The sequence below is a fragment of the Clostridium sp. UBA1652 genome (assembly GCF_002320975.1).
Taxonomy (GTDB): Bacteria; Bacillota; Clostridia; order Clostridiales; family Clostridiaceae; genus Clostridium_T; species Clostridium_T intestinale.
In genome coordinates, this window is the sequence record NZ_DCLI01000085.1 from 56,837 (window position 1) to 81,908 (window position 25,072).

Genomic DNA, 25,072 nt, shown 5'->3' on the forward strand with positions numbered 1-25,072 from the left:
TATACTTAAGATTAATCAATTGTGATTCGACATATAAGTACAAATTTAGAGTTTATATAATTAATTATAATAATTATATTATGTTTAGTATATAGATTGAGAGAGAGAAAATTTTTTTTATGAATAATCTATTAATAAATATTGACTATTGTGTTACCCCATGGTTTACAATCAAGTTGTTAATTTTTAAACAATATTTACATACTAAGGGGGATAATATGAAAAAATTATTAGGAATTCTATTATGCGTATTAATGACAAGTACTATGGTTTCTTGTGGAAGTAAAGTAAAAGATGAAACTACAGATATTGTTATCGTAGGTGGTGGTGGTGCAGGAATGACAGCTGCTATAGAAGCAAAATCACAGGGGATGAATGTTATACTTGTAGAGAAGATGCCTGAAATGGGAGGAACTACTCTTCTTGCATCTACTGCATTTAATGCGGGAGGAAGTTCAGTACAATTAGGTGAAAAGAAGGAAGCAACTGATACAGACGCTACTTCATCAGCATCTGTTGATACAACTGTTGATGAGAGTGAAGTGTATACAGCCGATGAGTATTATAAAAAGCTTTTAGGTAGCAAAACAGAAGACGATTCTTCATTGAGATTGTTAGCAGATTTATCAGGAAAGACTGCTGATTGGCTTATAGATATGGGTGCTGATTTATCTAAGGTTATAAATGGCTCTCAACATACAACGGAAGATGGCAGTGCTATGGGAAAAATGCTGGTTTCTGTATTATTAAAAAGAATGGATGAATTAAAGATAGATTACAGAACAAATAGTAAAGCAACTAAGGTTATAATGGATGGAGATAAGGCTGTAGGTGTTGAAATTGAAAGCGATAAAGGTAACTACAAAATAAATGCGAAGGCTGTAATTCTTGCAACAGGAGGATTTGCATCTAACGCAGAAATGGTAGCAAAATATACTCCTCAGTGGGCTGGATATCCTTCGACAGCAAGTGAAGGAGCAACTGGAGATGGTATTACTATGGCTATGGAAGTAGGAGCTGGAATAGGAAATATGGATGTTACATCTCCACAAACTGTTGCATTTGATACTGGTAATGGTGCAGTGTCTTTGACCAATGTGCGTTACAATGGAGCTATATTAGTTAATAAGGAAGGAAAAAGATTTGTAAATGAATTAGCTAATACTACTGAACTTGGTGAAAAAATCACTGAGCAAACTACTGGATATGCATACTTAGTATTTGACCAAGTGTCAGTAGATAATGCAGCTCTTATGCAAGAATACAAAGATAGTGGTTATTTTACAGAAGCTGATACTTTAGAAGAGCTAGCAGAAAAGCTTGGCTTAGACGATGGACAAACTTTAGTAGAAACGGTTAATACTTATCAAAAATATTTTGATGCAGGTAAAGATGAAGAGTTTGGTCGTAAAGATTCTATGTTTAGTCGTATTGATACACCTAAATACTATGGAGCTAAAATTTCTCCTGCAAGCCAAATAACAAATGGTGGTGTATTAATTGATTCAGGTGCACATGCATTACGTGAAGATAAAACTGTTATTGAAGGGCTTTATATAGGAGGAGAAACTGCAAGTCAACTAGGACATGGATTGACAGTATCATTTGTAATAGGACGTCTAGCAGCTGAAACTGCTATAGCTGACATTAAAAACAGCAAATAAAGCTGCATCATATATTATCACGATATGAATATATTTACTTACGATACTATTGTTAAAGTATTAACTTTATATTCCACTAAATTTATTAACTAAAAGGAATAAAAGCATATCTTAATACAAATATTAATTTAGTGGAATAATTAAATTGGAGTTGATACAAATGATGGAAAAAGCTATGTTTACACAAACTGAATTATTAAATATATGTAGGGCACAAGAGTATATCAATAATATGAAGACAAATGGCTATAATGTAGATATCAGTGAACTTGTAGATAAGGAAATAAGTAATAATATTGATAGGTTAAGTACTAGAGATAGAGAAGTTCTATTTAGTGAGATAGACAAAATTGTTAATGAAATTAGAGATTATAGTTTTGTTAATCCAGAAGAATATAAAGATTATATTCAAGATATAACCTCTGTTAAAAATGATATACAAGCGAGTTACATTAATGATATGCAGGAACTAGTAAAGCAGCATTTAGGTGATTATATAGGTTCATAATTATATAAAAATAGGATGTACTTAGTTAGTGATAACTTAGTACATCCTTTATTGTTTTAATTTAATATTCTTCTTGCGCCAATAAATGTCCATATTGGTGATATCTTAACTACACTTCCAGTTCTAGGTGCGTGAATAATTTGTCCATCACTCACATAGATACCAACATGTCCAGAGTTAGTAAATACTAGATCACCAGCCTGTAAATTAGCTCTAGCTACAGAGGTTCCTTCTTTGATTTGAGTATAGGTTGTCCTAGATAAGTTTACACCTAATTGACCGTATACATATTTTGTGAACCCAGAACAATCAAAGGATGAAGGTCCAGTAGCGCCATAAACATAAGGTTTTCCTAGATGTTTTTTTGATTCATTAACTATATCTTGTCCACTAACAGTAGCTGCATTTGCTTTAACTATAGCGATTGAGGTAGATGATACTATGAATATTAGAAACAGCATTAAAAACTTTTTAATAAATTTCATATTAATTCCCCCTCTTATAATATATTTATAAAGCATTACACTAACGTTTTCAATGAAGAATATATACAAGATAAGGAATAATCTTCTTATAGATAAAGAATTAACCTTAGATATTAGGGGGAGGAGAGATAGGCAATAAAGTTTAAATAAATTTTATATTTTGTAAAGATTAATACATTGATATAAGTATGTATTATGGTATAGAATTAGATTATTGTGTAAAATTATAGGGGATGATGAATTGAACTTTATTGAAAGAAATTTGACAAGTAACTCGTTTAAAAAGGTACTAGCACTAGTTTTAATAGTAATTATATTATTTCTATTAAAAGACTTTATGTCATTAATACTGCTAACTCTAATCGAGGTGATACTGATACTGGATCTTTCAAAAACCTTGTATAAAAAAGCTAGGTTTAAAAGGATATTTACTAAAAGAATAGTTGATATAATATCATATTTTTTAGTAGTGTTAGGCTTAATTGGATTCTTAGTGGTTTTTATTCCTAATATAGCTAATCAAGTAAATTTATTGATAAATGGAATTAAAGATTATGATTTTGGTGAGTTTATATCAAAGTTTGATAAATATAATTTAGATATAAAAGAAGATACTTTAATGAAGGGATTATCCAGCATTAATGTACTTACTATGAAAGCAGTGGGATATATTAAAAATACAGGCTTTAACATAGGTCTTTCAATATTATTGTCTTTTATGTACATATTAGAACAACATAAACTTAAAGCATTTTTTCAAAGATTTGAGACTGGAAAAGGAAGTTTTCTTTATACATATTATAAATCTTTAGCTAAAATTTTTATGAAATCATTTGTTGTTGTTATAGAAATGCAGCTAGTAATTTCTTTAATAAATTCTATAATATCGAGCATAATATTAACTCTACTTGGCTTTGAAAATGTCTTTATACTTGGGCCAATGATGTTTATACTAGGATTAATGCCTGTAGTTGGAGTAATAGTTTCCTTTATTCCTTTAAGTATATGTGCACTACAGATTGGAGGAATATCTAAACTAATATCTGTAGTGGTAATGATTGTAGTACTACATGCTTTTGAAAGTTATGTTTTAAATCCAAAGATAATGTCTTCGGCTATACATTTACCTATATTCATAACATTCACTGTTCTTATATTATCAGAGCACTTTTTAGGGGCATGGGGTATGATAATAGGAATACCACTCTTTGTATTTATTTTAGAACTTGTAAATGGGGAAAGAGAAGAAATAGCATAAATAATTTTCTGAAAAGACTTATGGGGGTGCTAAGAATGAAAATATCAAAAGAAAGTGTAATAAGTGTTATTAAAAATACAGACAAGCTACCAACAATTAAGGCAGAAATATCCGATTTAATAATAATGATAAACAAAGAAGAGGACATAAATATTACTGAACTTTCATTGAAAATAAATGAATGCGGAAATTTAAGAGAAGCTTTGCTTACTAATATTAATTCTGGATATTTTAAACTTCAAAGAAAAATTGAATCAATTAAAGATGCGGTTGTTTATTTAGGTATGAGAACAGTAGAGAAATTAATAGTAGCATATTTAATAAAATCTCTTTTACCTACTAATTTAGGTAATTCTAAAGAGTTAAATAGTGAAATGTATTGGAAACATTGCTTGGGTACATCAATAGCTGCAAATTTAATAGCTGAAAAGCTTGGAATTGAAGATAAATATAGATATTTTGCCTATGGGCTAATTCATGATATTGGGTACACTGCATTAGATGTGTGTTTCCCTGAGATAGTTGATGAGGTATATGAAATTCAGAAAAAAGGAGTAAGTCAAGTTGTTGCTGAGAGAATGATAATGGGAGGCTGTACTCACAGCGATATAGGGGAAGTGCTCTGTGAGAAATGGAATCTTCATGAGGATATAAAAACAGTAGTTAAACACCATCACACTCCTTTGGGAGCTGAGAATTATAAATTAGAAGTAATGATATTGAGTGTTGCTGATGCTTTAAGTACGCTATATTATGAGAAATTGGTAAAAGTAAGTACTAGCTTTTCATTAAACAACAATATAATTAATGAATTAGGATTAGATATGGAGTTTATAGAAGAGATTAGTAAAGTACTCCCTAATAAGGTTGAAATGGTTAATAAGCAATTAAACTTTGCAATTCTAAGTCTTTAGATTATTGATAATAATTATCAATAAGATGATTTTAAACATAAATACACAAAGTAATGGTTTAAATCAGTTTTAAACTCATTATATTAGGATATTTGAGATGTGATATTTTAAATCAGTAGTGATAAAATTAATATATAGAAAAGAGATAGTACATATTTAATAACTGGTTTAAAGAGAGGGATTAAGAATGAAAAAGATAGTATTATTAAGACATGGAGAAAGTGTTTGGAATAGAGAAAATAGATTTACTGGATGGTCTGATGTTGACTTATCAGATAAAGGTGTACAAGAAGCAATAAAAGCTGGACAAGTGCTTAAAGAAGAAGGATATACATTTGATGTAGCTTTTTCTTCAGTATTAAAAAGATCAATAAAGACTTTGTGGTATGCATTAGATGAGTTAGATCTTTTATGGATTCCAGTTCAAAGATCTTGGAGATTAAATGAAAGACATTATGGGGCCCTTCAAGGACTTAATAAAGCAGAAACAGCTAAAAAGTATGGAGATGAGCAGGTTCATAAGTGGAGAAGAGATTCAGCTGTCTACCCACCAGCATTAGATAAAAATGATGAAAGATATGCGGGACTAGAAAGTAAGTACAAGGATCTTAAAGAAGATGAAATACCATTAACAGAAAACTTAAATGATACAATAGATAGAGTAATACCATATTGGAATGATGTTATAGCTCCAACTATTAGGTTAAATAAAAAAGTTATAATAGCAGCTCATGGAAATAGTTTAAGGGCTTTAGTTAAATACCTAGATAACTTATCTAATGAAGAAGTTACAAACTTAAACATTCCAACAGGAACTCCGCTAGTTTATGAACTAGATGATGATTTAAAACCAATTAGACATTATTACCTAGGAAATATTGCAGAGATAGAAAAGTCAAAACTAGAAGTTGAGAATCAAGGCAAAGCACAATAATATATTAAGTCGGTAGAAGTAAATTATTATTTCTACTGGCTTTTTCCATTTATTATGAAAACAAATTCTGACTACGGTACATATATTAATAAAGAACGATACTTGCCCATGAAGTTACAAAGGAGGAAATATTAATGAGAATTGCCGTAAGAAGAGGATATCAAAGAACTGGAGAAGATTTAGGTGCCATAGGGCTTTTAAGAGAGGTTGATATTGCAGAAGATTATCATATAGAACTAATGAAGCAGTTAAGAGCTTTAGGACATGAGGTTTTAGATGTAACTCCGCCAGAAGCTCATAGAAGCTTAGCTGATAGTATTGATTATGGGGTAGAAAAAGCTAATGCTTGGGGGGCAGATTTATATATATCTTGCCAAACTAATAATTTTTATCATAGATTTAATGGAGCATTAGGATCAGAGGTTCTTTATTATAAGTGGAGCAATAAAGGAAAAATATATGCAGAAAATATTGAGAAGCATTTAGTTAAAATTGGATTCAGGTCAAGAGGGGCTAAAGGTGATGCTAAATATTTAATAGAATTAGCTAAAACAGAAATGCCTGCAATTATTATAAAAGCATTTTTTGTAGAAGCCTCAGAAGATGTAGCGCTTTGGAGAAGTGTTGGAGCTAAGGGTGTAGCAGAAGCTATAGCTAAAGGACTATAATAAATATAATACAGGTAGCAGATTTTGCTACCTGTATTTTTTTATTAGTACATAGAATCTAGATATGTTTTAAAAGTTTCAGTTTGTCCATATTTTTCCTTAAAGACTTTTATGGACTCTGGTTTTATGTTATCTTCATAAGCATTCACTAAAAAATCCGCCTCAACCAATATTTGTAAATCAATACTATCTATATTGTTATAACTATGGTGATTTCCTATTAAATAACTAATTCTCTTAATAATATCATCTTCCAAATTCAAATCCTTAAGTAACTCTTGAGCAACAGGAGGCCCTTCTATTTCTTGATAGTTTCCAGCAGAACTATTATATTTTCTTTCGCTTTCTTTAATGCCTATATCATGCAAAATTGAAGATATCTCAAGTATTAACTGAGTTTTATCATCTAGTCCTTCCATCTCTCCAATAGTTTTACTAAAGGTATAAACTTTTAGCGCATGATTTATCCTTCTAACATCTTTCTCAAAGTAAGCTATCATCTTTTGAACAACAATACTAGTTATATTTTTCATTCATATTACCTCACTTTCAAATTATTACTATTTTATCATTAACATATATTGGGTTCAAGCTATAAAGATAGTATTACACACACTTTTCAGTACTTCCGAAGGAAAGGATATATAAGAAAATTTATGCATTATTATAAGATTACAGGAGGAATTTTTAAATTTTGAAAAATTTATATTGTTTGAGTCATATTCATTTGATAGAATATATGTAGGTAATTAATAACCCGGCGGGACTAAAAAGTTCCCGTGTGAAGAATAGCCCTTTCGAGTAACCTTTAATTATAGGCTATAAATTCGTTTGTTAGGGAGGAGTAAAAAAAATGATGTATTCAAAAGAAGTTGAAGAAATGTGTGTAGTTGCCAAAGGCCCAAATCATGGCGCAGCACCAATTCCTGTAGAAGGAAGATGGGTACAAGCTAAAGAAGTAACAGATATATCGGCATTAACTCACGGAGTAGGCTGGTGTGCACCACAACAAGGAGCTTGTAAATTAACATTAAACGTTAAGGATGGAATTATTCAAGAAGCTTTAGTTGAAACAATAGGATGTTCAGGTATGACTCATTCAGCTGCAATGGCATCTGAAATATTACCAGGAAAAACTATATTAGAAGCATTAAACACAGACTTAGTTTGTGATGCTATTAATACAGCTATGAGAGAACTATTCCTTCAAATCGTATACGGAAGATCACAAAGCGCTTTCTCAGAAGGTGGACTTCCTATAGGAGCAGGTCTTGAAGATTTAGGAAAAGGATTAAGAAGCCAAGTTGGTACAATGTATGGTACTTTAGCAAAAGGACCAAGATACTTAGAAATGGCTGAAGGATACGTAACTAACGTTGCTTTAGATGCAGATGATCAAATCATAGGATACAAGTTTGTTAACTTAGGAAAAATGATGGAATCTATCGCTAAAGGAGCAGATGCTCAAGAAGCTTTAGAAAAAGCAACAGGTCAATATGGTAGATTCGATGAAGCTGCTAAAGTAATAGACCCAAGACATGCATAATAAAGTGGTTGAAGGAGGATTTTAAAATGGCATTATTTGAAAGTTATGAAAGAAGAATAGGACAAATAACTCCAGTTCTTGAAAAGTACGGTATTGCATCTCTAGAAGAAGCAAGAAAGATTTGTCAAGATCTTGGATTTGACCCATATACAATAGCAAAAGAAACTCAACCAATAGCATTTGAAAATGCTGGCTGGGCATATGTTTTAGGAGCAGCAATCGCTGTTAAAAAAGGAACTAAAAAAGCTGCTGACGCTTCTACTTGTATAGGAGAAGGTCTTCAAGCATTCTGTATCCCTGGTTCAGTTGCAGATGATAGAAAAGTTGGTTTAGGACATGGTAACTTAGGAGCTATGCTTTTAAGTGAAGAAACTAAATGTTTCGCATTCCTAGCTGGTCATGAATCATTCGCAGCAGCAGAAGGTGCTATAAAAATAGCTGAAAAAGCTAACAAAGTTAGAAAAGAGCCATTAAGAGTTATATTAAACGGTCTTGGAAAAGATGCAGCTCAAATAATCTCAAGAATTAATGGATTTACTTATGTTCAAACTAAGTTTGACTATTACACTGGAGAATTAGCAATAGTTAACGAAATTGCTTACTCAAACGGACCAAGAGCTAAAGTTAGATGCTTTGGTGCAGATGATGTAAGAGAAGGTGTTGCTATAATGCACAATGAGGGAGTTGACGTATCTATAACTGGTAACTCAACTAACCCAACAAGATTCCAACATCCAGTTGCAGGAACATATAAGAAAGAAATGATAGATTTAGGAAAGAAATACTTCTCAGTTGCATCAGGTGGTGGTACTGGAAGAACTCTTCACCCAGATAACATGGCAGCTGGTCCAGCTTCTTATGGTATGACTGATACTATGGGAAGAATGCACTCAGATGCTCAATTTGCAGGATCTTCATCAGTTCCAGCTCACGTTGAAATGATGGGTCTTATAGGAATGGGTAACAACCCAATGGTAGGAGCTACTGTTGCAGTTGCAGTTGCTATAGAAGAAGCTTTAAACAAATAATTTTGTAAAGCGAGTAATATCAACGCTTCTAGTGGTATTGACTTCTAGGGATTGATTAAAAAATAGAAGAGAATTTATTGCTTAATATAGATTTTGCAGTAAGTTTTCTAGAAAAGACAAGACACGTCTTATTAGTAAAAAAAGCTAAGGACGTGTCTTTTTTTCGTCCTCAAAAAAGAGGTGATTTATACTAAAAATGCGTAAAAAATTAAAAATTGAGACAGATAATTCTATTACATTTAAAGAAGGATTTGAGGAATACATTGATAATTGTAAAGCTAGAAATTTAAGAGATGCAACTATAAAACACTATAAAGAAGGTTATAGAGCTATAACAAAATTCTTGGATGAAGATACAAAAGTTAAAGATATAAATAAAGGTACAGTAGATAATTTTGTAAGGTATGTAAGAGACAATTTAGATGTAAGTAGCCAAACATTATTCACTTATAGTAGAGATTTTAAAACTATTCTTTATTATTTTATGGAAAAAGGATATCTAAATACGTTTAAAATTCAATTACCTAAATTAGATAAAAAGGCTATAGAGACATATTCAGATGCGGAACTAGCAATTCTTTTGAAAAAACCAGACATGAAGAAAACAAGTTTTGCACAGTATCGGTCTTGGGTAGTTATAAATTTTTTAATGTCCACAGCAATTAGATTAAATAGCCTTATAAACATCAAAATAAAAGACTTAGACTTTGAAAATGAGGTTGTATATGTGAATGTAACTAAAAATAGAAAACCTCTTATAGTACCTTTAAACCGTACTATAATCAAAATTCTTAAAGAATATTTAAAGGTAAGACAATACAAAAATGTAGATGATTTTCTGTTTTGCAATGTTTTTGGAAATCAACTAAACAAAAAAACTTTAAATGGTGCTTTAATATCTTATAACAGAAGTAGAAATGTTACAACTACGGGAATACATCGTTACAGGCATAGTGCGGCACGTAAATTCGTACAAGCGAATAAAAACATAGCAATTTTGCAGAAGCTCCTAGGACATTCATCTTTACTAATCACGCAGAACTATGTAAATGTACTAGTATCAGATTTAAAGAGGGAAATTGACAATTATGATATTTTAGAAGAGTTTAATAAGAGCTATATAAAGTTTAAAAAATAGAAGGGGAGAATGAGAAAATGAATATTTTAGAGCTAGAACTTAAGGACATGCCAGAAGATTTAAGAAAATTAGTACAAGGTAGAATAAATAATTTAAAGAGTTACAATTATAGGGTTTTGAAATGTACAAAAGAGACAACTAGTAATGGTTATATTACCTTTAAAGTTTACAGTATTACCAATAATACACTATATTTAAACACTAAAGATAATTTAAACAAAGAGTCAATTGTTGACGAGAATGTAATTTGTTTAAGAGATTTGCAAGAATTTAATAAATTAATACAAGGAGAAGCGTAATTATGGTTTTATTATTACTTGCATCTGGTTTTGGTTGGCTAATTATAGCAACATTTTTACTAGTTGTATTGTTAGCCTTTATTGGAGCTTTTAAAGATGCCTATAAGAAACAAAAGGAACAACAAAGAATAGAAAAAGAAAATTTAAATAAATAGGAGGATAGAACATATGAACATATTAGATATACTCAAGAAGTTAGATTATAACGTTATATCATTTAACAGTGCTATAGGCATATATGAAGTAAGATTTAATGCTAAAAGAATAGAAAGAATGGAAAAAATAATTGATGAATACAAAGAGAAAAACAATGAAGGTGATGAAGGGAAAATAGGGTTAAAAGAAACACTTTACTTAAAAGTTAATGAGGTGAAATTTAATGAGATAGGAAATCTGTATGTAAGTTTCAGTGAAGAAAAGTTTAAAATTGATCTCATTGACTATTATGACTCTGAGGAGCCTTTCTATTAAAATTAATTGAAATTATTCTATAAAAATAAAAAGAGCAAGTACGCCAATACCTGCTCGTGACAATAACTTAATATCGCCTAATAAACCTTATAATATCCCTCTGGGAGATATCTAACCCGTAAATAGATTATCTCAAAAAAAGTAGGAAATTGCAAGGCTTTGTTTCCTATACTCTTTTTTAGATATAGGTTAGTTGTTTATGCACTCTAGCAACATAATATAATATAGAGTAGGTTACATAGAGCCAATGCAGAAAATCTATGGGGACAAGTAGTATATACATACTATAAATACCTTAAGTCCAACGCTCAAAGGACTTTAAATATTAGAGTGGTGGAATATTCATTGTGCTTGTTTCTTAATGTCTAGGGTGAATAATAGATAGTAACAATTAAGAAACCTATTGATGGGAACTCATGCAGTAAACCAAACAATAGTTAAAAGTCGCTATTTCACGGCTTTACTATATCCAAAAATCTATAACAGTTCCCAAACAATATCAAGCTTTAGTTCAAAAGTCAACATAACCGACAATAGAAATTAAAAAAGAAGGTGAATAAATATGAACAATATAATTCAAGTAGCAGATTTCAAGTCATTTTCACTAGAAAATAAACAAGAAGAATCAGATTGGGATATGATAAGCAGTATATTTTCAAGAGCAATTAAAAGAAAAAAGCTATCTGAAAAACAAATTAAAAAAATTATAGAAGAAGTTACTTTTAAATAACTTATAGGATATATAACACTACTAAACTTATATAAGTTAAATTTACAGTAAAATACCTTGTTTTTTTAACTGTTTTTGGACAATAGAAAAGACTCCTATGTTGGAGCCTTGATATGTATTATTTATTAATTTCTATAGTGTATCCTAAAACAAGTAATATTTCTAGTAATTCATCTGCTCTTAAGCTATTTCTACTTAGTTTAGCACTTAAGTTTTGTAAAGATTTATTACGTCCATATTTTTCATTTATTTTATTATTTAATTCTTCCATAGTTATACCATCGGATGCTATTAATCCTTTGATTAAGTTCTTCATATCTTTATTATTATCTGTTAATTCAAGTTTCATATATGTATTACCTACCCCTTAACATTGTTATTTTTACTATATTTATATAATATACTAAAACAAAGAAAAAATCAACCGTTAAATTAATCAATTAAATAGTTGACAAATTCAATTGAATAGTTTAATATATAACTATGGAGGGACAAACAATGAATATAAAGATATTAAAACAATTTATATTAATTTCAGAAGCTTTTGGAATAGATCTTACACCACAAAATTTATTAAAATATAAAAATTTAAGGGGGATAACAAAATGTTAAAAATTATGGAAATGCAAACAATATTAAATAATGAGGTTTTTGAAGTACCTGCTCTACTAGTACAAGACAAAATAAAAGAAGCTACTAGAATACACAAAAAGATAGTTAATAAAGGATTTGAACACAATTTAGATTGGACTTTGAAATGTATCCTGACAGAAGCAGCAATGGAGTGGGAAGAAGAAAAATGGGATAGGATTTTCTATGTTTTTAAAGAACTAGGATTAGATAAAGAAAGATTTGAAGATGAGGAAATGGAAGATGTAGAAAGATATTATACTAATACAACAAGTAAACTATGCAGAGAAACTAATAAAGAGAAATTTATAGAATTACAACAAGAGTTTTTAGATAAGTTTCCCAAAGCTACTACATTTAATAGCTGGAGAAGCGTGGAAGATATCTTTGATACAGTTAGGGGGTAATCCAAATGAGCAAAATAATAACTTTAGATAAGAAGAAAAATGAGAAACAAATAGATAATTTTTTGAAGAGATTTCCAGAAGCAGAAGTATTGAAAGATATGAGTATGTTTGATATATTTGAAGATAATGAAGCCGAAAAAATGAAAAAACAATATGAAGAGTTTTATAAAGAAGTAGAAGAAATAATAGAAGAAAACAGGGATGCAGATGGATTTTGTGACGATTTATTTAAATAAAAAAGTAGCCATTTTAGCTACATTTGCACACTATTGACAATATTTAGTTATGTGTTATAATTTAAATTGGGCTATTAGTCTATACAAAAATAGCTATATCTCTATTAAGTTCGCTCAAAATCTGATAGAGGTATAGTTTACTTTAATATTATCTTTATTGAATTATCAGCACTACTATTTGTTGGAGTAGTGTAGTTTTTGTACTCTTTTTATATGTATTATCTTGTTCTTTGATAACTAAATATTGATATTTTAATTATTGCCTAAATTATGAGAGTCTATACATTTAAAAATAAAATCTTAAAAACTAAGACTGTTGACTACAAATATAAAATTTCTAACTTAATTATAGTAAAAGACAAGTTTTAAGTCAAGAAGATTTCGAAAAAAATCCAATATATTGGACAGGTGGGTTACAAAACTAATTAAAAAACTAAGGGGGAATTAGAAAAAATGGGAGAAAGACAGGAATTATTAGAAAAATTATTACAAAAAGAAATGTTGGAAATGAAAAGAAAGTGCTTTAAATATGAGCATAGACCATTGCTTTATAACAAAGTGGTTGTAGTAGAAGAAGATTTAGGAGAGACAACAGCAGGAACATGGGAAGATGCAGACAAAGATAAATATAACCATTATAAATTCACACACAAGATAACGATTAATAGTAAAGTTATAAACCAGTATGTACACTATAACAAAAAAAATCAAGTTTGGGGTAAATGGTTTTACAAATGGCAATTAAAAAGCACCATAAGACATGAGTTAGTACATGGGTTTTGCTTTGAGAATTATGAGGACTTTGTAGATATAAAAGGGTCTCACTATGATTCAAGTCCAATATTTCTATCTTTACTTTATTTCTTTAAAGGGATTACACATCATAAATGTGAACAAGGATTTTATAAAAGTAAAATAAAGCAAGATATTAAGGAGATTAAGAGTTATAAAGAATTACAAAAATATCTTATTAAGTTACTCAAACATTATGAAACTATAGCAGAAAAATTAAAAATGAATATGGGTTCTACTAATGCATATATGAATACTTTTGGATTTAGTACAAGTTATAGTAACACAGGTTTATATTTAGCTAATAAAGATGTTACATGTATAAAAAGCATGGATAAAAACAATAAAAAAGAAGCTTACAACAGCCTTTATAAGTGGGAAATAGGTTGTAATATAATGCCACAGGATATAGAAAAATTAATTGATAGAAAATTAGCTAGAGGAATTGAAGTAGATAAAAAATACTATATAAAAGATTTAACAATGTTGGAAATAAAGGACTGTAAACTAATCAAAACAAGTTTGAAAAAGTAGAAGAAGGAGGGACATGATTATGGAGTATGTAGTTACAAGCAAAAGGTTAAGAGACTATTTATATTGTTTAGGATTCTATTATAGAAAGGCTACAGATAAAACATTAAAACAAGAACAAGTTTACTTATTTAAAAATACAGATTTACTACAAGAAGCAATAATATTTTATAGCCTACATAAACAAAAAATGATTAAAGAAAATAGCTATAAAATAAGCTAAAAAACTGTGTCCCTAATTTTAGGGGCAACAAAAATAGTATTAGCTAGAATTACGTCCCTAATTTTAGGGGCACTAGGAAGGTGTAATAATAGAGAATAATTAATTAATAATAAAGAATAATGTTCTCTTGTTCTGCAATAATAAATTATTTCAGAGCAAACAAAAAACAAAAAAGTAACGTGATAGGAGTGTAATGTAATATGTTTAATTTTATAAAATTATCCAATAGTTTATTTGTTCCAGTTAAAGAAGAAAAAAGTCTATTTCAATTAATTAATAATAGTAAGTTAGTTCTTGTTATGTGTTATCTATTTATAAATACAAATAGAAAAGATGTTATTAAATTTACTTTAGAAGATATTATTTTAGAAAGTGGATACACAGTAAGTACAAAGAAAAATAGGAGTGTAGAACAATTTAAAGAAATACTTGTACAATTACAAAAATTAAGGTTAATCAATTCAAAATATGATTTTAATGAAGTAAAACCAAAAGAGTTAATTTCCTGTACTTTAGAAATAAATTTAGATAATAAATTTATTCAACTTTTTGAAGAAGAAAAAGAAAAGATATTGAAACAAGACATAGAAAAATTAGATAATTCTAAGTTGCTTACTTATTATTGTTATCTTAAAGCAAGAATGTATAAAAGAGCAACGCAAGAATTAACAGTAGATGTTGGTGGTAGAGCAGAAGTATGTTATCCAAGCTTTGAAACTATATGTAAGGATTTAGGGATTACAGATAAAACAATTAATAAATATAATGATGTACTTGTTAAATTGGATTTGATTAGGATAGATAATCCTGGATTTTGGTATTACATATCTGACAAAAATAAGGTTATAAAAGAAAGTCCTAATTTCTATTGTTTATTATTTAATAGTACAGAAGAACTTTGTAAATTAAATCTTAAAGAGGGTATTAAATACTATAAAACATTAGAAATAAATAGCAATAAGGTGTTTACAAATAGTAGAGAATATTTACATAACAATAGGAAATTGAATGGTCTATTAGGATCTATTGTTAAAAAAGAAAAGAATGGGGTTGCTACAGATAAAGACATAGCACATAAGAATGATATTTTATTTCTTAAATCTCAGGAGTATGAAGATGCTTATAAAATCAAAGCCTTATTGGAAAGCCACAAAGATAAAATAATTTCAGATATTTATTATGATTTAGGTAAATATGATACTGGAGAAAAGTATTATAGATTGGAGCTTGATTTAGGTTTAGTGGATGAAGATTTTGAATTATTAGTTGAATATCCTTACTATGAATGGGTAATTACAAATTATGAAGAAGAAAAGCATGATTATTATAGAAATTGTGTTAAAAAGCATATTAAAGATAAAGATAAGCCAAAACCTAAAGGACTACAAAAAGGATTTACTAAATCTAATGAATTAGAAGATAGAAATAAAGGTGTTATTTGGGGTTGTAATTATTCATTAGAGGAAATAGATGAAATGTTTTAACGATAGTTTCGTAAAGGGTAAAAAGAACCCTTTACTCATGCTAACATTATTATTTTGTTCGGGATAAACCCTCCAAAATAATAATGTTAGCAAATTTAATAGATTTGTATAAGAAAATAAATATAAAGGTGGATGATGTAAAATGAATAAACAAGTAAAAATGTATTGTATTAAGTTAAATTTAGTTAGAACTAAAGAGGAAAACTCTTACAGTAACATGAGAAGGGACATAGAAGGTAGAAAATATAACTTTAGAAAAGGATTATCTACATATGTAAAGAAACAATTTAATGTTGAAGTATGGAACAATGATTGCAGTATATTATTTAAAGAAATAATTAAAAATAGTACAAGGTATATGCAAATAGAAAAAGAGCTAAAAATAATTAAGAAAAAAATACATGAAATATATTTAAAAAATAAAGATATAGATAGGGTTGTTAATTCTAAAGACATTAGAACTAAAGATGTTATTGCCATAGGATCTAATAACTTAGTTAGAACTATGGGACTTAATTTAGGTAGTTTTACAGATAAGATTATAACTGTTAAGATTGGGGACATGGATAACTTAATCACAGAAAAGATAATTAAAGATGGATTAACAATAGATAATGAAAAATATCAATTCTTTACAGCAGGAGCAGGACAAACAAGACAAAAGAAATTCATGATGATTAAGGAAGATAAAGATTTAAATGAAATAATGTTGAGTTTAATGTGCGGATTAACTATAAAAGATATAAACAAACAGGGTATGAATATAAATAAATTTCTTGCTTACTTGGCTCTTAATAACAGTGGTTCTGAGGTTTGGGAAGGGTTTGATATTGATAGATGCATTGTTGTTGATGATTTTGAAACATTTGTAAGTGCCAAAGTTGACTATATTGATAGAAAAGTTAAAGAAATTAAATATATAGATAAAATTGGAAGAGAAAGAGTTAAAAATGTAGCTAATTGGGAATTAAAAAAAGGTGAAACAATGGATATTCCAATACCTCATTTTGATGGATTAGGAATAATGTTACCTTGTATATCTAAAACAAATATGCAAGTTCGCTTAAACTGGCTTAAAGGATTGCTTACCCCTTTTAATTATATTGAGTACTGTCAAGAAAAAGGATATAGCACTAAAATTAAAGATATATATGAAAAAGAATATGATGTAGTAAAAGATAATATTCAAATAATTTTTACAAAATCTCAATTCAAATTGTGGAAATTTTATAGTAGCTGGGATGATTATAAAGAAAAGTTTAAAAAGTATAATTGTACTGCTAATATATGTGCAACAGATGAAGTTAAAGAAAATAAATATAAGGATATGGAAATTAATTATCAAATGCTACAACAACTTATTAATATGACAGATGGACAAATAGAAATACTTACAACAGATTTTAAGAAGTTAATAAAACAAGTACATACAGATAGGAATAGTCAGCTTAAATTTTTAGGTGCTACAAATAAGAATGAAAAGAGAAATTATTTTCAAGAAGCTTTAAGAATTTATCCAGAGATGCTTAATTCAGCTTTTGTAAAGAAGAAAATAAGTGAGACTATGACAAAGGCTAAAAAGGATGTTTGTAGCGGTAAAATAAAGATTAAAGGAAGTAGAAGGGTATATATATTATCAGACCCTTGTGCCTTTGTTGACTGGCTGTTTGGTAATATTAAAGTACCAGAAGGAGTATTAAAAGATGGAGAAGTATATTGTAATTTGTTTAAGAAATCTGACAAATTAGATGTTTTAAGAAGTCCAAGTTTAAGTTTTGAACATGTAATAAGAAATAATGTAAGAACAGAAGGAGAAAATAAATGGTTTGCAACTAATGGTATTTACACAAGTACACATGATATAATTAGTAAAATATTACAATTTGACGTGGATGGTGATGAAGCTCTTGTATTAGATACTGATTGGATTATTAAATTAGCGGAAGAAATGATAGAAAAATATGATATAAGACCGCAGTACTATGAAATGGGTAAAGCAGGAGCAATGCAAATTAATAATAGTAATATAGCTAAATCATTGTTGTTTGTTTATGAAAAAAGTAATATAGGTAAGGTTAGTAATACATTAACTAAGATATGGAACACCGAAAATCCTATGGGAGAATATCAACTAATGCAAAAGCTATGTGCCTACAATAATGACATAATTGACTCAGCTAAAACATTATCTATTCCTAAATTACCTACAGATGTAAAAAATGTTATAAAAGATTCTAAATATCCTTATTTCTTCCAATATGCTAAAAATAAAAAAGAAGGAAAATGTTTAGAAAAGTCTAATAGTGTTATGGACAGAATTTGCTCTAGTATAGAAAGTATAGGTAATACAAAATTTGATTATTCTAAGGGATTTGGTACATTTAGAGTCAAGAATTTAATGTTTAACCAAAACAATATAGAAGTTAATAAAGAAGTTATCGAGAAATATAAATTATTAGAAGCTTCTATTACAAGTGAAATTGATGCTTATGTAAAAGAATATAAAAAAGATGATGATGAAGATATGAAGAAAACAGACTTTAAAGAAATATTCTATAGTTCTGCTAGAAAAGAATTTGAGGATTGGGGAAAGGCAAATAATATTACCTTGTTAGATATAATAGACAGTATTATTAAATACACATTTAAGCAAGATGATTTAAAAATGGCTTTTCTATGGAATGTATTTGGACAAGAGATTATAAATAATTTAAACATTAATCTTAAAAAATCTTTAGATAAAGGACATATAATGTGTAATCAATGTGGAACTAGGGTTAAAAAAGAAGCTAATAACCACATAAGATGTACTAAATGTTCTAAAAAACAAACTCATAAAAAGGTTAAAGGGGATTCTAAAAAAGCTGTGTAAATGGCATGAATACTAGCTTAGAAGGTTATAAAATATAAAAAATAATTATAAGTAAATGCTTGTAAATGGCTTGAATAATAGGCTTGAACAAGATTTGTAAATTCTTATAATGGAATAGAGGGAAACCTCGTAAAATCTTTAAATAGGGAGATGGAAAATTCTATCTCTCTTATTTGTTTTTTTATTTTCTGTTAAAACTATAAAATAACCCACCTTAATTGTAACATAGAAATAAGGGGTAATGCAATAGTTTTTTGAAAATAATTTTAAAAATAAAGGGGGTAGTGATATGAAGGAATGGTTAATTGTAAACTTTGTGTATTTGGGAATTTTAGTTGGGTTCTATTTAATGCACAAGAGAGATATTAAGAAGTTTAGAAAAGAAATTGAGAGATAAAGAACGTTCACAAAATTGTGGACGTTAAAAATATAAAAATATATGGTTAGGCTTATCCTCAAAAGCTGAAAGGAGAGATTTTAATGGTTAATAAGATGGAGATAAAAGGTGACATTTATTGTGCTGGAGTTTATGGGATGAGAGAAAAGGGTTCTGACAAATATCTCTACATTGGGAGTGGGTTAGAAATAAATGATTGTTTAAGTAGGCATTTATATTTCTTAAAACGTGGTTTGTATGCTGATAAGAAAAAAGCAATTCTACAAGAAAAATATGACTTGCAAGAGTTGGTATTTGAAGTTATTAAAGAGTCTTGTCATACAAAGATTTCTGAAATGAGTAAAGAAGAAAAAGAAAATTTGAATAAAGCTCTTTCGGTTTTAGAGCAATTTTATATAGAGATGTATAAGGATAGTGTTTGTAATACACAAAAAGTTGTAAATAGAACTAGTAGTAACAGAGATGAATTAAGTACAATAAAAAGAAAAAGAGCTAACATTGGAAGTAATAACCCAAATAGTAGATATAATGAGATGGTGATATCGAATATATTATGGTTAAAAATGAACGGATATAAAGCAAAAGAAATAGAAGAAATGTATAAAGATATAGGTATTAGAGGTTCGTATATATATTTAATAGGAGCATATAAATGGATTCATTTAAAGCCGATTAAACCTTCATTTATAGCATAAGATTATAAATATCCAATATAATGATAATACATAGAATGATTAAAGTCAACACATAAATTATAAAAACATAAGGCACATGTCGTAAGACAGCATTAAGACCTTATTTAGATTAAGGAGGATGATTAAATATGATTAAAGATAGATTTAGAATAAATGGAAATAGAATTAATGGCATTGATAGAAATAAGGTAGGGAGAGCTACCTTGATAACAATAAAGGATAGTAAGAAAAAAACTAATGAGGAGTTAATGGAAGAATTGATAGATAATGTAGATTTGTTAGCTGAAAAATTGGATGAGAGCAATCAAAAAATGATTGATAGGTTAGATAAAATATTGAAAAACATGAACAAGGAGGCTATATAAATGAAAGATTTAAGTGTTATAGCATTAGCAGCTTCTCTATTGGCTTTAGCAATAAGAAATATAAAACAACATATAAAATTTGAGGAGAAAATTAAAACGTTGGAGGATAGGATGAATGGAGAATAGATATATAAAACTTAGAAGCAAAAATAAAATAGCGTGGCTATATACAAATAATATGTTTGAAGATTCGATTGTGGAAGAAATAGAGAATGGTAAATTACAAGTATTTTTCTTGTTTAAAAAAACCGATGAAGTAGAAAAGCTACTACAGGAGTTTAGAGAAAATGATTTCTTAAATATGTATTGTAAGAGCTTTAAGAATGTTAATTTTGCTATTGCTAGATATAGGAGAGAAAAGTGTGTAGAACCGTTCGACATTGAAAGGGTTTAAGAGCGATTTGTAGAATATGTTAAATGTAAAATATATAGGACGGTGAATAAATAATGCATGATTTTAGATATCTAATTAAGCCAGACCATTATGATAGATATAAAGCTGTAATAAATTATTATGATTCAATAGGTATTAAAGCATATTGGGATTTAAAACATATGCCTATTGAGTCAATAGAATTTGTTACCAAAGAATTCAAAGAATTAATTAGTAGGTATTATAAGGTAGAGATTAAAGAAATAGGGGATTTTGATACTTATAGCATGATTATGGGAATAGCGGATTGTGAAATAAACAAAAACGGAACAGAGATTGGTGGAAGATACAATATTAAAGATAAAAGGCTATTAATAAAATCGGACTTTGTCCCAAATACGTTAAAAGAATATCTATGTCACGAGTTTGCTCATGCACTAGATTGTACGTATAATATATCAGATGATGAAATTATTAAAGGGTTATATAATAGATTTTATGATGATTGTAATATTGATTCTAGGTGTATATCATCCATCAGTAGATATGCATTAGTAGATGAACGAGAGTTTTTTGCAGAGTGTTTTAGTTCTTTCAATGCTAAAAATAATATAAATGGGTATATAAGAAGTGTACTTGATAGAACTAGTGATATATTATATCCAATATAGAAAATAAGGGGCGTAGGATTTCATATTCTATGCCTTCATTTTATTTACATAAGGTTGATGTGATCTATGCATACGATATGGTTAGTAGCGAAACGATAACTTTAAAGGTCACATCTTGAACTTTAGAATTTGTAAAGGTATTATTATACAATATATGTTATAATATGTATAATGATGTTTGTGGGGGAGATATATAATGATAATAAGTTGTCCAGAATGTAACAAAGATATAAGTGATAAGGCTGTTTCATGTCCTAATTGTGGATACCCTTTAAATAATGTTGTACAAGCAATAGACAAATCAGATGGGTTCGTATTTCCAGATTTACCAGCAGATTTATCTATAGGTAAGCAAATTGTTAACTGGGGCGGCGATGCATGTGTTGATGGGTATTTTGATAATGCTGAAAATTCTTTAGATAATATACCTACTGGAAAAATACGTGTTATTTTATGTAGCAATGGGTTAAATTTATGTGGGAGTTTCTATTTACCTATAATGGAAATACATTCTACTCAAATAATTAGTTTAAACGAAACAACTAGACAAGAGCTATATTCAAAAGATAAGTCTGTTATAGGACGTTCTGTTGTTGGTGGTTTAATATTGGGACCCGTTGGAGCTTTAGTTGGTGGAATGTCTGGAATAGGTTCAAAAACAAAAATGAAAAATAAACATTATTTAGTTATAAATTATTGGAGTTTGACAACTAAAAAGCCTGCAACTATTATTGTCGGTAGCGAATATAGAGTTACTTCTTTTATTAAGAGATGTGAAAAGGAATTGGAAATCAAATAAGTTTATATTTATCTAGGCACTATAAACTGTGTCTAGTTTTATTTTTTTAGTCAAGGAAAGTCAAAGTCTAAGAGGTGATAAAGTGCCTTTAAAGAAGAAGTGTAGTAGACAGGGTTGTAATGTATTAGTGGATTATGGTGTTAAGTATTGTATTAAACATAAAGAAGAGTTTCAATTATCTGAGAAGGAACGATATAAGGAATACAGCTACAGAAGAAGACAAGATGAGGAACAGAAGAAGTACCAAGACTTTTATAGTAGTACAATATGGGATAAGGCTAGAGATGTTGTTATAGATAGTACATATGGTATAGATATAGTAGAGTTCTATAGAACAGGAAAGATTGTAGAGGGTTATACAGTACATCATATTATAGAGTTAGATGAGGATTGGAACAAGAGATTAGATATAGATAATTTAATATATCTTAGTGAGAGTAACCACCAACACATACATAACTTATATAAGAAGAATAGTAAGACTAAGGATAATACTATAAGGGGTTTGATGGAGTTAAAGGCAAGGTTTATAAAAGAGTTTGGAGGATAGAAGTATATTTTATTATATACTTTTTATTTTTGCGTTAAATATACCCAGTGGGGTATCGAAAGTTTTGAAAATACTTAGAAACGTCGCCTTGTCTAGTCAAAGACAAGTTTTTTTGGATTTTTCTTATAGGGGGAGTAAACAAACAGGAGAAAGGGGTGAAGAATATGCCTAAATTAAAATGTCCTACTTGGTTAGATACAGAAGCAAAAAAAGAATGGAAAAGAATAATTAAAGAATTAGATGCAGAGGGAGAAATATTGGAAATTGATTCAAAAGCTCTAGAAGGTTATTGCCAATCGTATTCAAAGTGGAGATTATGTGAGGAAATATTGCAAGAGCAAGGATATACATTTACTACACCGAATGGATATGTACAGCAAAGACCAGAGATTGCAATTTCAAATAAAGCATTGAATGATATGAGAAGTTGGTCAAAAGAATTAGGTTTCACCCCTGCATCTAGAAGTAGAATGAATAAAAATAATTCTAATGGAAACTCAGATGATGAGGAAATGGAAGACATGATAGTAAAGTAGGTGGTGATATTGGAAGATTATAAGTTAAAACATATTGAAGAACAAACAAATTATAGCTTAGATGATTTAATTGAAGAGCTAAAAAATAAATGGAATAGTGATAAATTTTTTTATGATGAGGAAGAAGCTAGAAGATTTTATAAATTTATTAGTAAATTAGAATTAGATAAGGGTAAAAAAGGTCAGAAAATAAAGCCTTTAAAATTTCAATTTATCATAACCTCTGAACTACTTTGTGTAAAAAATAAAGATACTAAATTGAGAAAACATAGAGAAGCTCTTTTAGATATTAGCAGAAAGAATGGGAAAGGTTCTTTAGTTTCTTGGATTGCTGTTTATCTGTATTTTACAGACCCAGCTTATGGTGCTCAATACATAATAGTTGCAAATGATAAGAAACAAGCTACTAACCTATTTGATACTATTCAGTTAATGATTAAAAACAATAAGACATTAAAAAAGCATGTAAAGATAACTGAATCTCAGAAAATGATGTTTAGGAAAGCAACAAATAGTAATTTAAGAGTCTTAGCGAATGACGGAGCAAATTTAGATTCCTACGCAAGTTATGTTGTAATTTTAGATGAGGTACATGAATACAAAAACAGTGATGCCTATGAGAAATTAAGAACTGGTATGGGTTTGTGGGATGAACCATTAATGTTTTGTACTACTACTGCAAGTTCAGGACAAGACCCACATAACCTTGAATTTGAATTATATAATTACTCTAAAGATATCGAAAGTGGAAAATATGAAGATGAAAATTTCTATTATGCTATATTTGAAGCCGAAGCAAAATGTGATTTAATGGACGAAAAACAATGGTATAATGCTAATCCAGCTTTATCTATTTTCAGAAAATATGAAGATCTAAAGGACTTTATGATAAAGGCTAGTAGAATTAAATCCTTTGAAGCTAAAGCAAGAAGATTATATTTAAATCAGCATGTAGCACTTGATGGAGAAAACGCCATTAACATGGTAGATTATAGAGAGTGTTTACAAGATATAAATTTAGAAGATTTAAAGGGAATGGAATGTTGGGGAGCTTTAGACTTAGGATTTGTAAAAGATATTATTGCTTATGTTCAATGTTTTTATGACCCTAATAATGATAAATTTATTATATATCCACATTTATTTACTCCAAAAGATACACTTTTAGAGCGTTCTGAAAAAGATAAAGTTAGATATGATGTATATGTACAAGATGGAGATTTAAAAACATTAAGTGGAAGTTATATTAATCCAGAAGAACTTTTTAATTATATAGATGATATGAATAGTAATTATGGATTTGATACAAATGAAATAGCTTTTGATAGGTTTGGAGCTTTAGATATAGTTTCAAGATTGGAAGAAAAATACACTATATTTCCTTTTGGACAAGGTTATAAGAGCATGAGTCCAGCTATAAAAGACTTTGAACTTTTAATGCTAGATAAAAGATTAATAATAGCAAACAATAATTTATTAACTTGGATGGCAAGTAATGTTGTTGCAACTTTTGACCCAGCAGGAAATATAAAATACGATAAGTCAAAGGCAAAAAATAAAATTGATGGAATTATAGCTTTAGTAATGGCTTTAACAAGAGCTGTATTTAATAATAGCAACGGTTATGATTCTGCGGATGCTTTATTAAAACAGAATTGGTAATAATAAGAAGAGGTGAAAATGACATGAAACAAAAATTAAAAAACTTAATAGTAAAATTTAAGGCTGATATAATAGCAGATTTGCTTATTGTGTTGGCTTTTTTAATTGTGTTTATTACCACTTTTCTTCTAAATGTATACATAGCTTTTTATTTATTAGCATTGTTTTTAATAATTATAGCTGTATTTATGGGAAGAGGGTGATTA

General features: G+C 28.8%; 32 protein-coding genes. 29 read left to right on the forward strand and 3 right to left on the reverse strand.

The genetic code is table 11. From position 1 onward, the window contains the following. Nucleotides 1-218 precede the first annotated feature (218 nt). Nucleotides 219-1,664, forward strand: a complete 1,446-nt coding sequence (locus B3N22_RS18060) for an FAD-dependent oxidoreductase (protein ID WP_286909244.1) — start codon at nucleotides 219-221, stop codon at nucleotides 1,662-1,664. Nucleotides 1,665-1,824: 160 nt separating this feature from the next. Next, nucleotides 1,825-2,172 carry a hypothetical protein gene (locus B3N22_RS18065; protein WP_286909246.1) on the forward strand — a complete coding sequence of 116 codons (348 nt, stop codon included), beginning with the start codon at nucleotides 1,825-1,827 and terminating at the stop codon, nucleotides 2,170-2,172. Between the two features lie 56 nt (nucleotides 2,173-2,228). Here B3N22_RS18065 and B3N22_RS18070 read toward each other — a convergent pair whose 3' ends face one another. Then, nucleotides 2,229-2,657: a C40 family peptidase gene (locus B3N22_RS18070; RefSeq protein WP_349676652.1), complete on the reverse strand. Its 429-nt coding sequence runs from the start codon at nucleotides 2,655-2,657 to the stop codon at nucleotides 2,229-2,231. Between the two features lie 241 nt (nucleotides 2,658-2,898). On the opposite strand from B3N22_RS18070, the gene B3N22_RS18075 reads away from it, so the two are divergent. From B3N22_RS18075 to B3N22_RS18090, 4 genes are all read left to right on the forward strand, one after another. Further along, complete coding sequence (locus B3N22_RS18075) at nucleotides 2,899-3,915, forward strand: AI-2E family transporter (protein WP_286909248.1); 1,017 nt, start codon at nucleotides 2,899-2,901, stop codon at nucleotides 3,913-3,915. A gap of 35 nt (nucleotides 3,916-3,950) precedes the next feature. After that, nucleotides 3,951-4,829 carry an HDOD domain-containing protein gene (locus B3N22_RS18080; RefSeq protein ID WP_286909250.1) on the forward strand — a complete coding sequence of 293 codons (879 nt, stop codon included), beginning with the start codon at nucleotides 3,951-3,953 and terminating at the stop codon, nucleotides 4,827-4,829. Between the two features lie 187 nt (nucleotides 4,830-5,016). Continuing rightward, complete coding sequence (gene gpmA, locus B3N22_RS18085) at nucleotides 5,017-5,763, forward strand: 2,3-diphosphoglycerate-dependent phosphoglycerate mutase (RefSeq protein ID WP_286909252.1); 747 nt, start codon at nucleotides 5,017-5,019, stop codon at nucleotides 5,761-5,763. 134 nt (nucleotides 5,764-5,897) lie between these two features. Then, a complete protein-coding gene (locus B3N22_RS18090; protein ID WP_286909254.1) occupies nucleotides 5,898-6,431 on the forward strand; it encodes an N-acetylmuramoyl-L-alanine amidase in 534 nt (177 codons plus the stop codon). A gap of 44 nt (nucleotides 6,432-6,475) precedes the next feature. On the opposite strand, the gene B3N22_RS18095 is transcribed toward B3N22_RS18090, so the two are convergent. Then, the gene (locus B3N22_RS18095) at nucleotides 6,476-6,964 is read right to left on the reverse strand and encodes an HD domain-containing protein (RefSeq protein ID WP_286909255.1); all 489 of its coding nucleotides are present in this window, start codon (nucleotides 6,962-6,964) and stop codon (nucleotides 6,476-6,478) included. Between the two features lie 320 nt (nucleotides 6,965-7,284). Here B3N22_RS18095 and B3N22_RS18100 point away from each other — a divergent pair, with 320 nt between their 5' ends. The 7 genes from B3N22_RS18100 (at nucleotide 7,285) to B3N22_RS18130 (ending at nucleotide 11,643) form a co-directional block, all read left to right on the forward strand. Then, nucleotides 7,285-7,977 carry an iron-sulfur cluster assembly scaffold protein gene (locus tag B3N22_RS18100; RefSeq protein ID WP_021802716.1) on the forward strand — a complete coding sequence of 231 codons (693 nt, stop codon included), beginning with the start codon at nucleotides 7,285-7,287 and terminating at the stop codon, nucleotides 7,975-7,977. Nucleotides 7,978-8,003: 26 nt separating this feature from the next. Further along, on the forward strand, nucleotides 8,004-9,005 hold the full coding sequence (locus tag B3N22_RS18105) for a GGGtGRT protein (RefSeq protein WP_073017525.1): 1,002 nt from the start codon (nucleotides 8,004-8,006) through the stop codon (nucleotides 9,003-9,005). 196 nt (nucleotides 9,006-9,201) lie between these two features. Next, nucleotides 9,202-10,143, forward strand: coding sequence for a tyrosine-type recombinase/integrase (locus B3N22_RS18110; protein ID WP_286909258.1), 942 nt, complete (start codon nucleotides 9,202-9,204; stop codon nucleotides 10,141-10,143). A gap of 17 nt (nucleotides 10,144-10,160) precedes the next feature. Further along, on the forward strand, nucleotides 10,161-10,442 hold the full coding sequence (locus B3N22_RS18115) for a hypothetical protein (RefSeq protein ID WP_286909260.1): 282 nt from the start codon (nucleotides 10,161-10,163) through the stop codon (nucleotides 10,440-10,442). A 2-nt stretch (nucleotides 10,443-10,444) separates the two neighbouring features. Beyond that, nucleotides 10,445-10,597 (forward strand): hypothetical protein, encoded by a 153-nt coding sequence (locus B3N22_RS18120; protein WP_286909262.1) that lies wholly within the window; start codon nucleotides 10,445-10,447, stop codon nucleotides 10,595-10,597. Between the two features lie 13 nt (nucleotides 10,598-10,610). Continuing rightward, entirely contained in the window at nucleotides 10,611-10,913 is a 303-nt protein-coding gene (locus B3N22_RS18125) for a hypothetical protein (RefSeq protein ID WP_286909264.1), read from the forward strand. 562 nt (nucleotides 10,914-11,475) lie between these two features. Then, nucleotides 11,476-11,643 (forward strand): hypothetical protein, encoded by a 168-nt coding sequence (locus B3N22_RS18130; protein ID WP_286909266.1) that lies wholly within the window; start codon nucleotides 11,476-11,478, stop codon nucleotides 11,641-11,643. Between the two features lie 118 nt (nucleotides 11,644-11,761). Here the strand turns inward: B3N22_RS18130 and B3N22_RS18135 are convergent, their stop codons facing one another. Further along, nucleotides 11,762-11,992 (reverse strand): DUF6471 domain-containing protein, encoded by a 231-nt coding sequence (locus tag B3N22_RS18135; protein ID WP_286909268.1) that lies wholly within the window; start codon nucleotides 11,990-11,992, stop codon nucleotides 11,762-11,764. A 256-nt stretch (nucleotides 11,993-12,248) separates the two neighbouring features. On the opposite strand from B3N22_RS18135, the gene B3N22_RS18140 reads away from it, so the two are divergent. The 16 genes from B3N22_RS18140 (at nucleotide 12,249) to B3N22_RS18215 (ending at nucleotide 25,069) form a co-directional block, all read left to right on the forward strand. Continuing rightward, the gene (locus B3N22_RS18140) at nucleotides 12,249-12,680 is read left to right on the forward strand and encodes a hypothetical protein (RefSeq protein ID WP_286909270.1); all 432 of its coding nucleotides are present in this window, start codon (nucleotides 12,249-12,251) and stop codon (nucleotides 12,678-12,680) included. 5 nt (nucleotides 12,681-12,685) lie between these two features. Next, nucleotides 12,686-12,916 (forward strand): hypothetical protein, encoded by a 231-nt coding sequence (locus B3N22_RS18145; RefSeq protein ID WP_286909272.1) that lies wholly within the window; start codon nucleotides 12,686-12,688, stop codon nucleotides 12,914-12,916. A 453-nt stretch (nucleotides 12,917-13,369) separates the two neighbouring features. Next, the gene (locus tag B3N22_RS18150) at nucleotides 13,370-14,242 is read left to right on the forward strand and encodes a hypothetical protein (RefSeq protein ID WP_286909273.1); all 873 of its coding nucleotides are present in this window, start codon (nucleotides 13,370-13,372) and stop codon (nucleotides 14,240-14,242) included. A gap of 19 nt (nucleotides 14,243-14,261) precedes the next feature. Then, a complete protein-coding gene (locus B3N22_RS18155) occupies nucleotides 14,262-14,462 on the forward strand; it encodes a DUF5659 domain-containing protein (protein WP_286909275.1) in 201 nt (66 codons plus the stop codon). A gap of 200 nt (nucleotides 14,463-14,662) precedes the next feature. After that, a complete protein-coding gene (locus tag B3N22_RS18160; RefSeq protein WP_286909277.1) occupies nucleotides 14,663-15,946 on the forward strand; it encodes a helix-turn-helix domain-containing protein in 1,284 nt (427 codons plus the stop codon). A gap of 142 nt (nucleotides 15,947-16,088) precedes the next feature. Next, entirely contained in the window at nucleotides 16,089-18,818 is a 2,730-nt protein-coding gene (locus B3N22_RS18165; protein ID WP_286909279.1) for an RNA dependent RNA polymerase, read from the forward strand. Between the two features lie 480 nt (nucleotides 18,819-19,298). Continuing rightward, nucleotides 19,299-19,910, forward strand: a complete 612-nt coding sequence (locus B3N22_RS18170) for a GIY-YIG nuclease family protein (protein WP_286909281.1) — start codon at nucleotides 19,299-19,301, stop codon at nucleotides 19,908-19,910. Between the two features lie 128 nt (nucleotides 19,911-20,038). Next, nucleotides 20,039-20,275, forward strand: a complete 237-nt coding sequence (locus B3N22_RS18175) for a hypothetical protein (RefSeq protein ID WP_286909283.1) — start codon at nucleotides 20,039-20,041, stop codon at nucleotides 20,273-20,275. Then, nucleotides 20,276-20,401, forward strand: coding sequence for a hypothetical protein (locus B3N22_RS18180; protein ID WP_286909285.1), 126 nt, complete (start codon nucleotides 20,276-20,278; stop codon nucleotides 20,399-20,401). Continuing rightward, nucleotides 20,391-20,669, forward strand: a complete 279-nt coding sequence (locus B3N22_RS18185) for a DUF5659 domain-containing protein (RefSeq protein ID WP_286909286.1) — start codon at nucleotides 20,391-20,393, stop codon at nucleotides 20,667-20,669. Before B3N22_RS18180 ends, B3N22_RS18185 begins: the two co-directional genes overlap by 11 nt. A 53-nt stretch (nucleotides 20,670-20,722) precedes the next feature. Beyond that, nucleotides 20,723-21,319, forward strand: coding sequence for a hypothetical protein (locus B3N22_RS18190; RefSeq protein WP_286909288.1), 597 nt, complete (start codon nucleotides 20,723-20,725; stop codon nucleotides 21,317-21,319). Between the two features lie 196 nt (nucleotides 21,320-21,515). Next, nucleotides 21,516-22,118: a zinc-ribbon domain-containing protein gene (locus tag B3N22_RS18195; RefSeq protein ID WP_286909290.1), complete on the forward strand. Its 603-nt coding sequence runs from the start codon at nucleotides 21,516-21,518 to the stop codon at nucleotides 22,116-22,118. Nucleotides 22,119-22,200: 82 nt separating this feature from the next. Then, nucleotides 22,201-22,668 (forward strand): HNH endonuclease, encoded by a 468-nt coding sequence (locus tag B3N22_RS18200; RefSeq protein ID WP_286909292.1) that lies wholly within the window; start codon nucleotides 22,201-22,203, stop codon nucleotides 22,666-22,668. A gap of 164 nt (nucleotides 22,669-22,832) precedes the next feature. Next, nucleotides 22,833-23,204: a phage terminase small subunit P27 family gene (locus B3N22_RS18205; RefSeq protein WP_286909294.1), complete on the forward strand. Its 372-nt coding sequence runs from the start codon at nucleotides 22,833-22,835 to the stop codon at nucleotides 23,202-23,204. A 3-nt stretch (nucleotides 23,205-23,207) separates the two neighbouring features. Continuing rightward, nucleotides 23,208-24,866, forward strand: coding sequence for a terminase large subunit (locus B3N22_RS18210; RefSeq protein WP_414632247.1), 1,659 nt, complete (start codon nucleotides 23,208-23,210; stop codon nucleotides 24,864-24,866). Nucleotides 24,867-24,889: 23 nt separating this feature from the next. Beyond that, entirely contained in the window at nucleotides 24,890-25,069 is a 180-nt protein-coding gene (locus B3N22_RS18215) for a hypothetical protein (RefSeq protein WP_286909298.1), read from the forward strand. Nucleotides 25,070-25,072 lie beyond the last annotated feature (3 nt).

Coding starts and splice junctions, on each gene's coding strand:
- B3N22_RS18060 (WP_286909244.1), top strand. CDS start 219: ATGAAAAAATTATTAGGAATTCTATTATGCGTATTAATGACAAGTACT.
- B3N22_RS18065 (WP_286909246.1), top strand. CDS start 1,825: ATGATGGAAAAAGCTATGTTTACACAAACTGAATTATTAAATATATGT.
- B3N22_RS18070 (WP_349676652.1), bottom strand. CDS start 2,657: ATGAAATTTATTAAAAAGTTTTTAATGCTGTTTCTAATATTCATAGTA.
- B3N22_RS18080 (WP_286909250.1), top strand. CDS start 3,951: ATGAAAATATCAAAAGAAAGTGTAATAAGTGTTATTAAAAATACAGAC.
- gpmA (WP_286909252.1), top strand. CDS start 5,017: ATGAAAAAGATAGTATTATTAAGACATGGAGAAAGTGTTTGGAATAGA.
- B3N22_RS18090 (WP_286909254.1), top strand. CDS start 5,898: ATGAGAATTGCCGTAAGAAGAGGATATCAAAGAACTGGAGAAGATTTA.
- B3N22_RS18095 (WP_286909255.1), bottom strand. CDS start 6,964: ATGAAAAATATAACTAGTATTGTTGTTCAAAAGATGATAGCTTACTTT.
- B3N22_RS18100 (WP_021802716.1), top strand. CDS start 7,285: ATGATGTATTCAAAAGAAGTTGAAGAAATGTGTGTAGTTGCCAAAGGC.
- B3N22_RS18105 (WP_073017525.1), top strand. CDS start 8,004: ATGGCATTATTTGAAAGTTATGAAAGAAGAATAGGACAAATAACTCCA.
- B3N22_RS18110 (WP_286909258.1), top strand. CDS start 9,202: ATGCGTAAAAAATTAAAAATTGAGACAGATAATTCTATTACATTTAAA.
- B3N22_RS18115 (WP_286909260.1), top strand. CDS start 10,161: ATGAATATTTTAGAGCTAGAACTTAAGGACATGCCAGAAGATTTAAGA.
- B3N22_RS18120 (WP_286909262.1), top strand. CDS start 10,445: ATGGTTTTATTATTACTTGCATCTGGTTTTGGTTGGCTAATTATAGCA.
- B3N22_RS18125 (WP_286909264.1), top strand. CDS start 10,611: ATGAACATATTAGATATACTCAAGAAGTTAGATTATAACGTTATATCA.
- B3N22_RS18130 (WP_286909266.1), top strand. CDS start 11,476: ATGAACAATATAATTCAAGTAGCAGATTTCAAGTCATTTTCACTAGAA.
- B3N22_RS18135 (WP_286909268.1), bottom strand. CDS start 11,992: ATGAAACTTGAATTAACAGATAATAATAAAGATATGAAGAACTTAATC.
- B3N22_RS18140 (WP_286909270.1), top strand. CDS start 12,249: ATGTTAAAAATTATGGAAATGCAAACAATATTAAATAATGAGGTTTTT.
- B3N22_RS18145 (WP_286909272.1), top strand. CDS start 12,686: ATGAGCAAAATAATAACTTTAGATAAGAAGAAAAATGAGAAACAAATA.
- B3N22_RS18150 (WP_286909273.1), top strand. CDS start 13,370: ATGGGAGAAAGACAGGAATTATTAGAAAAATTATTACAAAAAGAAATG.
- B3N22_RS18155 (WP_286909275.1), top strand. CDS start 14,262: ATGGAGTATGTAGTTACAAGCAAAAGGTTAAGAGACTATTTATATTGT.
- B3N22_RS18160 (WP_286909277.1), top strand. CDS start 14,663: ATGTTTAATTTTATAAAATTATCCAATAGTTTATTTGTTCCAGTTAAA.
- B3N22_RS18165 (WP_286909279.1), top strand. CDS start 16,089: ATGAATAAACAAGTAAAAATGTATTGTATTAAGTTAAATTTAGTTAGA.
- B3N22_RS18170 (WP_286909281.1), top strand. CDS start 19,299: ATGGTTAATAAGATGGAGATAAAAGGTGACATTTATTGTGCTGGAGTT.
- B3N22_RS18175 (WP_286909283.1), top strand. CDS start 20,039: ATGATTAAAGATAGATTTAGAATAAATGGAAATAGAATTAATGGCATT.
- B3N22_RS18180 (WP_286909285.1), top strand. CDS start 20,276: ATGAAAGATTTAAGTGTTATAGCATTAGCAGCTTCTCTATTGGCTTTA.
- B3N22_RS18185 (WP_286909286.1), top strand. CDS start 20,391: ATGGAGAATAGATATATAAAACTTAGAAGCAAAAATAAAATAGCGTGG.
- B3N22_RS18190 (WP_286909288.1), top strand. CDS start 20,723: ATGCATGATTTTAGATATCTAATTAAGCCAGACCATTATGATAGATAT.
- B3N22_RS18195 (WP_286909290.1), top strand. CDS start 21,516: ATGATAATAAGTTGTCCAGAATGTAACAAAGATATAAGTGATAAGGCT.
- B3N22_RS18205 (WP_286909294.1), top strand. CDS start 22,833: ATGCCTAAATTAAAATGTCCTACTTGGTTAGATACAGAAGCAAAAAAA.
- B3N22_RS18215 (WP_286909298.1), top strand. CDS start 24,890: ATGAAACAAAAATTAAAAAACTTAATAGTAAAATTTAAGGCTGATATA.